This window comes from Rhodanobacter sp. FW106-PBR-R2A-1-15 (genome assembly GCF_058789735.1).
In genome coordinates, this window is the sequence record NZ_JBYTEM010000055.1 from 1 (window position 1) to 7,332 (window position 7,332).

Annotated in this window: 8 protein-coding genes; 3 read left to right on the forward strand and 5 right to left on the reverse strand. The window is 67.9% G+C overall.

Annotated features, from left to right (window positions below; genetic code table 11):
• Position 1: 1 nt before the first annotated feature.
• The 5 genes from lgt to AC3WTD_RS18365 form a co-directional block, all read right to left on the reverse strand.
• Positions 2–823 carry a prolipoprotein diacylglyceryl transferase gene (gene lgt, locus AC3WTD_RS18345; protein ID WP_027493035.1) on the reverse strand — a complete coding sequence of 274 codons (822 nt, stop codon included), beginning with the start codon at positions 821–823 and terminating at the stop codon, positions 2–4.
• Between the two features lie 220 nt (positions 824–1,043).
• Entirely contained in the window at positions 1,044–1,547 is a 504-nt protein-coding gene (locus tag AC3WTD_RS18350; RefSeq protein ID WP_027493036.1) for a TPM domain-containing protein, read from the reverse strand.
• Positions 1,547–2,422: a TPM domain-containing protein gene (locus tag AC3WTD_RS18355; protein ID WP_027493037.1), complete on the reverse strand. Its 876-nt coding sequence runs from the start codon at positions 2,420–2,422 to the stop codon at positions 1,547–1,549. Before AC3WTD_RS18355 ends, AC3WTD_RS18350 begins: the two co-directional genes overlap by 1 nt.
• Positions 2,422–3,039: a LemA family protein gene (locus AC3WTD_RS18360; RefSeq protein WP_027493038.1), complete on the reverse strand. Its 618-nt coding sequence runs from the start codon at positions 3,037–3,039 to the stop codon at positions 2,422–2,424. The genes AC3WTD_RS18355 and AC3WTD_RS18360 overlap by 1 nt, the downstream gene beginning before the upstream one ends.
• Before the next feature lie 80 nt (positions 3,040–3,119).
• The gene (locus AC3WTD_RS18365) at positions 3,120–3,494 is read right to left on the reverse strand and encodes a diacylglycerol kinase (protein WP_027493039.1); all 375 of its coding nucleotides are present in this window, start codon (positions 3,492–3,494) and stop codon (positions 3,120–3,122) included.
• A gap of 273 nt (positions 3,495–3,767) precedes the next feature.
• Here AC3WTD_RS18365 and AC3WTD_RS18370 point away from each other — a divergent pair, with 273 nt between their 5' ends.
• The 3 genes from AC3WTD_RS18370 (at position 3,768) to AC3WTD_RS18380 (ending at position 7,321) form a co-directional block, all read left to right on the forward strand.
• Positions 3,768–5,318 (forward strand): peptide MFS transporter, encoded by a 1,551-nt coding sequence (locus AC3WTD_RS18370; RefSeq protein ID WP_492614646.1) that lies wholly within the window; start codon positions 3,768–3,770, stop codon positions 5,316–5,318.
• Between the two features lie 64 nt (positions 5,319–5,382).
• Positions 5,383–6,663 carry an ATP-binding protein gene (locus AC3WTD_RS18375; protein WP_492614647.1) on the forward strand — a complete coding sequence of 427 codons (1,281 nt, stop codon included), beginning with the start codon at positions 5,383–5,385 and terminating at the stop codon, positions 6,661–6,663.
• A 70-nt stretch (positions 6,664–6,733) separates the two neighbouring features.
• The gene (locus AC3WTD_RS18380; RefSeq protein ID WP_027493041.1) at positions 6,734–7,321 is read left to right on the forward strand and encodes a response regulator transcription factor; all 588 of its coding nucleotides are present in this window, start codon (positions 6,734–6,736) and stop codon (positions 7,319–7,321) included.
• Positions 7,322–7,332 lie beyond the last annotated feature (11 nt).

A 7,332-nucleotide genomic window follows, 5' to 3' on the forward strand; every position in this document is an offset into this window, starting at 1 on the left:
ATCAAACGTGCGCCAGCGGCAGCGTGGGCGCGCGCCGCGACATCGCAAGCAGCACCAGCCCCACCGCAATCAGCGGCAGCGACTGCATCTGCCCCATCGTCACCCATGAGGTGCCGAACAGGTAGCCGAGCTGCGAGTCGGGTACGCGCACGAATTCCACCGCGAAACGGAAGCAGCCGTACAGCAACGCGAACAGGCCGGATACCAGGTAGCGCGGCCGCGGCTTCAGCGAGACCAGCCATAACACCACGAACATCACCACGCCCTCCAGCAGCATCTCGTACAGCTGCGAGGGGTGCCGCGGCAACCGGTCCGGCGCGTTCGGGAACACCATCGCCCACGGCACGTCGGCCGGCCTGCCCCACAGCTCGCCGTTGATGAAGTTGCCGAGCCGGCCCAGGCCCAGCCCGATCGGCACCAGCGGCGCCACGAAGTCGATGGTGTCGAAGAAGTGCAGCTTTTGCCGGCGCGACCACCACCAGCCGGCGGCCAGCACGCCGAGCAGGCCGCCGTGGAAGCTCATGCCGCCGTCCCATACCTTGAACAGCACCAGCGGATCGCGCCAGATCCAGCCGATGCCGCCTTCGTAATAGAACAGCATGTACCACACGCGCCCGCCCACGATCACGCCAAGCATGCCGTAGAACAGCAGGTCGCCCAGCGCATCGCGGCTGACCGGCAGACGCCCCTGCCTGCGCCGGTATTCACCCAGCACTGCGACGAAGAAAAAGCCGAGCAGGTACATCAGGCCGTACCAGTGCACCTGGATCGGGCCGAGCTGGAAGGCGACGGGATTGAAATCGACGACGTAAGGCTGGGACATGGCGACCAGACTGGCGGACAAAGGCCAAGTGTAGCGGGACACCGGCTACCTGAAGTGGGGCACCCGCATCCAGCAGAACCTGATCGACGATGTGAAGTGGGCGATCGCGGAAGCAAATCGGGGCGCAGCTACCTGAACATGGTGATCGGCAGGGACGACGCCGACCTCGACGCCAATTCGCCCGCCAGGCTGGCCGGCAGGATCACGCAGCGGCGTTTTCTCAGAGCAGCACCGGTCGATCCGGCAGCTCGTCGGGGTTGGCCCTGCCATCGCTTGGGAAGTGCCGCGTCAGCAGCGCGTGCGCGGCGGCGATGCCTTCGAGGCTGCCCTCGCGCCATTGCCCGCGCGCGTAGCCGTCGCGCATGCGGGCGCAGATCGCCTCCCACTCGCCCGTCGCCACTTTCGCCGCGATGCCGCGATCAGCGACGATCTCGATGCGGCGTTCGGCCATCAGCACATAGAACAGCACGCCGCTGTTGTGTTCGGTATCCCACACGCGCAGCTGGGCGAACACCTGGCGCGCGCGGATCGCGGCATCGAGACCCTCCAGCACGGCCAGCGGCGCCAGCCGCGATTCGACCGCGAAGCGGATCTCGCCCAGGTGGGTGCGCTCGCCTGTGGCGATCGCTGCGGCCATCTCGTCCAGCACGCCGGCCGGAAAGCGCCGCGACAGCTGGAACCAGCCACCGCAGAGATTCGCCCACAGTCGCCGCATGCGCGCCATCACCAGCTCCCCGAAGAACCGCCGCCGCCGAAGCTGCCGCCGCCACCGCTGAAACCGCCGCCGCCAAAGCCACCGCCGCTGCCGCCACCCCAGCCACCGCCGCCGAAACCGCCCCAGCCGCCACCGCCGATCGAGCGGCCGGCGCCGCCGGGCAGCAGCATCAGCACGCCACCGACCAGCGCGCCGAGGATGCCGGCGCCCATCGAGACCAGCAGCCACAGCAGGCCGCCAACCAGCACGGCGCCCAATGGCCCCCTGACCAGGGCCGGCGTGCGCCCGAAGATGCCGCGCAGGAACAGCGCCACGAACACGGCGATCATCAGGCCCTGCTCCAGCCCGAGCCCGGAACGCCCGTCGTCGGGCGCGCCACGCACCGGCGGCGGCAGCGCTTCGCCGTTGATCAGCTGGGTCAGCGCGCCGACCGCGTCGCTGATGCCACCGAAGTAGTCGTTGCCGCGGAATTTCGGCGCGATGTATTCGCGGATGATCCGTGCGGTGGCGGCGTCGGGAATGGCGCCTTCCAGGCCGTAACCCACCTCGATGCGCACGCGGCGGTCGTTCTTGGCCACCAGCAGCAGCACGCCGTCGTCGGTGCCCTTGCGGCCAACTTTGTTGGCTTCGGCCACCGCCAGCGAGTAGCCCTCGAGGTCCTGCTCGCCGGTGCTGCCGACCATCAGCACCACCAGCTGCGCGCCCTTGGCCTTTTCCAGCGCCACCAGCTGTGCATCGAGCTGGTCGACCTGCGGCGCGGTCAGCGTGCCGGTGAGGTCGGTGACGTGCCGCGCCAGTTTCGGCACGGCATCGGCCGCCAGCAGCAGCGCCGGCAACAGCAGCGCCAGCAGCAGCCAGTGGCGCGGAAAGCGCCCGGGCATCATCAATGCGTCGCGGCAGGCGCCGGCGCCGTGGTGCCGAAATCCACCTTCGGCGCGGTGGAGATCGCCTGCTCGTTCTCGACCGAGAAGTTCGGCTTCACCTTGTAGCCGAAGATCTTCGCGGTGAGGTTGTTCGGGAAGGTGCGGATCATCCCGTTGTAGGTCTGCACCGCCTGCACGTAGCGGTTGCGCGCCACGGTGACCCGGTTCTCGGTGCCCTCCAGCTGCGCCTGCAGGTTCTGGAACAAGCCGTCGGCCTTGAGCTGCGGGTAGTTCTCGCTGACCACCATCAGCCGCGACAGCGCGTTGCCCAGCTCGCCCTGGGCGGCCTGGAACTGCTGCAGCTTCTGCGGATCGTTCAGCGAATCGGCATTGACCTGCAGGCTGCCCACCTTGGCGCGCGCCGCGGTGACCTCGGTGAACACCTTCTCCTCGTGCTGGGCGTAGCCCTTGACCGTGTTGACCAGGTTCGGCACCAGGTCGGCGCGGCGCTGGTACTGGTTGAGCACCTCGGACCAGGCCGCCTTGACCGCCTCGTCCTGCTTCTGGATGGCGTTGTAGCCGCAGCCGCTCAGGCCGAGGGCCAGCAGCACCAGCACGAGGTTGCGCAGAAGTTTCATGGGCTTGCTCCGATCCGGTGGAAGGCCATTCCATCATCTCGCGGCGCTTCCCGCAATCGCGCCAGCGGCGTGGGCGCGGGTCAGACGAACAGGCGCGGCCCGAGGATCAGCGCCCAGCTCAGCACCACCAGCACCAGCAGCACGAACACCGCCGCCGAGCCCATGTCCTTGGCGCGCCCGGCCAGTTCGTGGAACTCCGGGCTGACCTTGTCGACCACCGCCTCGATCGCCGAATTCAGCAGCTCGGCCGACAGCACCAGCATCGGCGCCAGGATCAGCGCGAACTTCTCCAGCCCGCCGTGGCCCAGCCACAGGCCGAGCGGGATCAGCACCATCGCCAGGCAGGCTTCCAGCCGGAACGAGGCTTCGTGCCGCCAGCCGGCCCGCAGCCCCTTCATCGACCACAGAAACGCGTTCCAGAGCTGTTTCGGACCGCGGAAACCTTCGGCGGCCATCAGCGACGACGCCCGGTCGACCGCAAGCGCTGCGGCGACATCAATGCGATGGACATGGACGGCGAGACTCCCTGGAACAGGCCGGTTCGAACGGCCGATGATGCCACAAGCGCCGACCGTGGACGCCCGGCCCCGGTCCGGGTTCTTGCCGCAGTGCAGCTACACCGCGATGACGGATCGGTTACGCTTCGCCGGTTGTGGCCTGTCCATGGGCCGCATGGCACTGGCGCGTGTCCGCACGTCGCCACGGTTTGGATCCCGCACGGAAAATCTATGGCAACCCAGAACCCGCCCGTCTCCCAGACGCGCTCATTCAGCACCGTCTTCCTGATCGAAATGTGGGAGCGCTTCGGCTTCTACGGCATGCAGGTGCTGATGGTCACCTACATGGTGAAGAAGCTCGGCTTCGTCGACAGCAAGGCCAACCTGATCTGGGGCGCCGCGGCGGCGCTGATCTACGCCACGCCGGCGATCGGCGGCTGGGTCGGCGACAAGCTGATCGGCACCCGCCGCACCATGCTGCTCGGCGCGATGGTGCTGACGCTGGGCTACGTGATGTTGTGGATTCCGACCAACAACGCCTATTTCCTGTACATCGCGCTCGGCGTGATCATCGTCGGCAACGGCTTCTTCAAGCCGAACGCCGGCAACCTGGTGCGCAAGATCTACGAGGGCGACGACACCAAGATCGACAGCGCGTTCACCATCTACTACATGGCGGTGAACATCGGCTCGACCATCTCGATGCTGCTGACCCCGTGGATCCGCGACTACGTGGGCGCGAAGTACGGCGATGCCTGGGGCTGGCATACCGCGTTCGGCGTCTGCGCAGTCGGCCTGGTGTTCGGCCTGGTCAACTACACGCTGATGCATCGCACGCTGGCGCACATCGGCTCGCCGGCCGACGACAAGCCGGTGGATGTCAAGCGCCTCGGTACGGTGCTGCTGGCCGCGATCGGCATGGTGTTCGTCTCCGCCTTCATCCTGCAGAACCAGACCGTCGCCAAGTGGTGCGTGTACGCCGCCGGCGTGGTGATCCTGGGCATCTTCGTGCACCTGATCCGCAGCAGCGAGCAGCACGAGCGGGCCGGCCTGGTTGCCGCGCTGGTGCTGACCGTGCAGACGATCTTCTTCTTCATCTTCTACCAGCAGATGTCGACCTCGCTGAACCTGTTCGCACAGCGCAACGTGGCTCTCTCGTTCGACCTGTTCGGCCTGCACCTGTTCAACTGGATTCCCGAGCAGTTCCAGTCGCTCAATGCGCTCTGGATCGTGCTGCTGAGCCCGGTGCTGGTGTTCATCTACAACACCATGGGCAAGGTGGGCAAAAATCCGTCGGTGGCGGCCAAGTTCGCCTGGGGCTTCGCGGCGGTGGCGATCGGCTTCTTCATCTACGGCGTCGGCGCCCGCTTCGCGGTGAATGGCCAGGTGTCGTCGTGGATCATGCTGTGGGGCTACGGCCTGTACTCGCTGGGTGAGCTGCTGGTGTCGGGCCTGGGCCTGGCGATGATCGCGCGCTACGTGCCGGCGCGGATGGGCGGCTTCATGATGGGCGCCTACTACGTGGCCTCGGGCCTCTCGCAGTACCTCGGCAGCGTGGTGGCGAACTTCGCCAGCATTCCGACCGACATCACCGACCCGCTGGTGTCGCTGCCGGTGTATACTTCGCTGTTCAACAAGCTCGGCTTCGCCGGCGTCGCCTGCACCGTGATCGCGCTGGCGATGCTGCCGCTGATGAAGAAACTGTCGAGCAGCCATTCTGACTCGGTCGCCAACAACCCGCTGCCGCCCGTGCGCAGCGAGGAATTCACCACCCCGTCGTGATCCGCCGGACCTGTCGCGCGCCGCGCGGCGGGTCCGCCGTTTTCAGCAAGCCCGGAAGATCGCCATGCCGCACCGGTCCAACCAACGCATCGGCCCGTTCGCGCTGACGCGTACGCTGGCCTGGCTGCGGATCTGCGCCATCGCCGGCCAGAGTTCCGCCGTGCTGGTGTCCGCCTGGTGGATGCAGCTGGCCATTCCGCTGCTGCCGCTGCTGCTCGGCATCGGCCTGCTCGCGGTGTTCTCGGTGTTCGCCTCGTGGCGGCTGACCCAGCCGTGGCCGCTGCGCGAGTGGGAGGCGGTCGGCCACATCGCCTTCGACACGCTGGTGCTGGGCTACCTGCTGTACTTCACCGGCGGCGCCAGCAACCCGTTCGTCACCCTGCTGCTGGTGCCGATCGCGCTCAGTGCGGCGGCGCTGTCGGGCCGGGCGGTGCTGGTGGTGGCCGCGCTGGCCGGCGTGGCCTACGTGAGCCTGCTCTACTCGTACGTGCCGCTGCCGCTGCCACTGCCGATGGCCGCCGGCTCGCCCAGCCGCTTCACCCTGCACGTGCTCGGCATGGGCACGAACTTCGTGATCATGGCGCTGCTGCTGAGCTTCTTCATCAGCCGGCTGGCGCATGTCCTGCGCCTGCAGCAGCTCGAAGTGCAACGCGTGCGCGAACGTGCGCTGCGTGACGAGGGCATCCTGGCCATCGCCACCCAGGCCGCCGGCGCCGCGCACGAGCTCAACACGCCACTGTCGACCATGCGCACCCTGCTGCCCGAGCTGCGCCGCGAGCATGCCGACGACGAAACGCTTACGGAGGATCTGGCGCTGCTGGAAGCCCAGGTCGACCGCTGCCGCACGATCCTTCGCGAGATGGTCGCGTTCGGCAAGGCGCAGCTGTCGCAGGAACCGGAACGGCTCACCGTGGCGGCGTTCATCCATGGCTGCGTGGAACGCTTCCAACTGCTGCGGCCGGAAGCCGAACTGACCCTGCCGCCGGACGAGGACGCCGCCCGCATCGTGCTGCGCACCCCACCGGGCTTGCGTCATGCGCTGCTCAACCTGCTCAACAACGCGGTCGATGCCTCGGCCATCAACCACTCGAATGCGGTGGCGCTGCGGGTCTCGCGCGACGGCGACTGGCTGCAGCTGTGCGTGCGCGACCACGGCCCCGGTTTCGATACCGACGGCGAGCTCACCCTGCTTGGCCGCTCGCACAAGCAGACCGGGCTGGGCATCGGCCTGGCGCTGGCCGAAGCTACGGCCGAGCGGCTCAACGGCGAGCTGGTCGCCAGCAATACCGCACACGGCGCCGAGGTCTGCCTGCGCCTGCCGCTGGCGGTGATCGCCGAAAAGTAAGCCGCCGGGCGTGCAAGTCTCGCCGCTTCCGGCAAGAATGCAGGCTCGATCCACACTCAGGAAACTGCCGATGACCGAGTTGCCCCACGCCGCCACGGCACGCCCGCTGCTGCTGGTCGACGACGACACCACCTTCCTGCGCGTGCTGGCGCGCGCGCTCGGTTCGCGCGGCTTCGAGGTCATCACCGCCAGCAATTTCGACGAGGCCCGCTCGCTGACTCGCCGGCACAACCCGCGCTACTGCGTGCTCGACCTCAAGCTGGGCGAGGAGAACGGCCTGCGCCTGATCCCCGAGCTGCACACCCTGGTGCCCGACCTACGCGTACTGCTGTTGACCGGCTACGCCTCGATCGCCACCGCGGTGGAGGCGATCAAGCGCGGCGCCCACGACTACCTGGCCAAGCCGGTCGATGCCGACGCGGTGGTGCGCGCCCTGCTCGACGGCGACAACGACGGCGACAACGACAGCGAGCTGCCGGACGCCCCCGAACAGCCGCTGGCGCTGCGCCGGCTGGAATGGGAGCACATCCAGCGCGTGCTCACCGAGTGCGACGGCAACATCTCCGAGACCGCCCGCCGCCTCGGCATGCACCGCCGCACCCTGCAGCGCAAACTGAGCAAGCACCCGGTACGCGAACGCCCCGACCACGAAGAGTGAGCGGGTATCGC